The sequence below is a fragment of the Alkanindiges hydrocarboniclasticus genome, from assembly GCF_001982605.1.
GTDB classification, from domain to species: Bacteria; Pseudomonadota; Gammaproteobacteria; order Pseudomonadales; family Moraxellaceae; genus Alkanindiges; species Alkanindiges hydrocarboniclasticus.
Map to the genome: position 1 here is coordinate 1 of NZ_MLCN01000083.1, position 2,296 is coordinate 2,296.

A 2,296-nucleotide genomic window follows, 5' to 3' on the forward strand; every position below is an offset into this window, starting at 1 on the left:
CTATGCAAAAATGGTGACTGTCAGATCAGGTTTGAGCTACTACAAATAAACACACTGTAATTAAAGTGTGACCTTTATCAGATCATCATGCGCGCATAACCGGGCAATTAATTTGATGTAGTCACTAAACCACGCTATGAGCAAACTGATATGTGCTGAATTAGCAGGAGACTTTCACTTGGGATATGCTAGGCAGCTAACCGATAAAAGTTCTCTGCTATTTGATTTGGCGTTTTAAAATCCAAACTCTTTTGAATTCTTCGCTGATTATAAAATAACACAATGTATTTTGTAATATCTGCTTTAGCTTCATCTCTGGTTTTATAGTTGCAATGATGCACTAATTCATTCTTGAGTATGCCCCAGAAACTTTCAATCGGTGCATTATCGTAACAGTCCCCACGTTTGCTCATTGAACCTTGAAAATCACATTTTTCCAGTATCTTTTGATATTCATGGCTGCAATATTGGCTGCCTCTGTCCGAATGAATAATTAAGCCTTTCGTTGGTTTTTGATTACGAATCGCCATAGTCAGTGCATTGCAAACAAGTTGTGCGGTCATACGCTCATTTAAGCTATAGCCAACCACTTGTTTCGTGTACAGGTCTTTTACTGCTGCCAAGTATAACCAACCTTCAGCAGTCCAAATGTATGTAATATCGCTTGACCATGCAAGATTGGGCTTAGTCATTGAAAACTGTTGCTCTAGTAAATTTGCGTAGATCGCTCGATTATGATCACTCTTCGTAGTTCTTTTGAAACGCTTATGACGCTTACAATACAGCTGGTTGAGCTTTTTTATTTGACGTACAGCATACGTACTGATTTTGATACCTTGCGCTTGTAAATGCTTAGTTAATCGAATATAGCCATAGCTTTGTTTAGTTTCCTCATGAGCTATTTTGACCAAAATTGTCTGTTGATTTCGCTGAACCAATCTTTTATTCATGCCTCGTTTTAGCCAATCATAAAATCGTGACACTGAAACGTGAAGTAATCTAGCCATAAAGCTAATCGGGAATAAATGTCTTTGCTGTTTCATATAGGCGTACCTTACTGACTTTCTTTCGCAAAGTACGCTGCTGCCTTTTTTAGAAATTCACGTTCCATTTCAGCTGTTTTGAGCTGTTGTTTGAGCTTTTTATTTTCTTCGAGTAAGGCATTTAGATCAGGTGAATATTGTTTAGTGCCTGCTAAGGTGCCAGTCTTTGCTTTATTATTCCAATTTGAAAGAGTTTGCATTGAAATGCCAAGTTGTCTGGCTGTTTCCGATACATTGCCTTGATTGGCTTCAATCAATTTTATTGCTTCAACTTTAAATTCTGCGGTGTAAGTCTTCTGTTTCTTGCTCATGGTAAACTCCTGATGAGTGTCTATAGTTTACCAAGTTAAAACCTCCTGTTTTCTCAGCACACATCAAACCGGTCGCCTAATTATTTAAGCGGCTGGAATGAGAAGATTACTTTCAATTAAACGCTTGCGTTCGCACATCAGCTATGGCTGCAAACATCTCATCCTTACGATCAAAGTATTTTTGCAGCTCAGCATCATTACTGATATAAAATAGCTCTAAGGTAATGATTAGAGCAGATTTTCAAATCTGGCCAGCGTTATAAAAAAGCTGGTGTGATGCTGCTGAATATCGTGTCTGAAGCCAGGTTTATTCCTGATCTGTTGGCCGATCAGGAACAAATCAATGAACGTAAACTACTGACCTTTACCCTAGACGAAATCAACAAGAAATTTGGTAAGGATGCGATAGCCATTGGCTCCTGCACGTTTAAAAACCGGAACTGTACAATGACACAGGCCAACAAGTCACCCAGTTACCTAACGAGCTGGAAGGATGTATGGCGAATTTATTAAGATAATAGCTCAGACAAGCTTACTTTTATCTAACATTTTAGTGAGTTTTAAGATTTACATCTCATGCCTTACTTTTTGGCCATTAAGATAAGAAATCAGGTGTGGCCTAATTGCAGTTTTGATTGTGAGACCTCTAAGCCATGTGGTACGCGTTGTACCATCCGGCAAATAGACAATGAGTTCATCATCGAATACATCATACTCAACCTTGTGAGTGATTCCCTCAATTGTATATTCCATCATCGCCATAAAATCACCATGTCAAAATTTTTTGACTATTCATAAAAGTAAAAGCTTGCCTGTTTAGATGACAATAGCCTGTCGGTTAATAAAATCATTGATTAACCGCAATTCGGAAACTCTGTGAGGCCCTATTGCCAGATTTAACTTCTCTAGATTGGTTTTACTCAATAAATTAGAACCTTGCTT

2 protein-coding genes are annotated in these 2,296 nt (G+C 38.1%); one reads left to right on the forward strand and one right to left on the reverse strand.

Translation table 11 applies throughout. The features are described 5' to 3' along the window. Positions 1-188 precede the first annotated feature (188 nt). Positions 189-1,354, reverse strand: a protein-coding gene (locus tag BKE30_RS15605) for an IS3-like element ISAba21 family transposase (protein WP_143253818.1) whose coding sequence is annotated in 2 segments (ribosomal slippage) — positions 189-1,096 and positions 1,096-1,354 — 1,167 coding nt in all. Because the reading frame shifts where the segments join, the coding sequence is not laid out codon by codon here. A gap of 276 nt (positions 1,355-1,630) precedes the next feature. Between BKE30_RS15605 and BKE30_RS15615 the strand changes: the two genes are divergently transcribed. Beyond that, entirely contained in the window at positions 1,631-1,867 is a 237-nt protein-coding gene (locus BKE30_RS15615; protein WP_076879472.1) for a DUF4113 domain-containing protein, read from the forward strand. Positions 1,868-2,296: the final 429 nt, after the last annotated feature.

Bases quoted from the DNA above. Each gene is read 5' to 3' on its own strand.
- BKE30_RS15615 (WP_076879472.1), top strand. From the start codon at position 1,631: ATGCTGCTGAATATCGTGTCTGAAGCCAGGTTTATTCCTGATCTGTTG.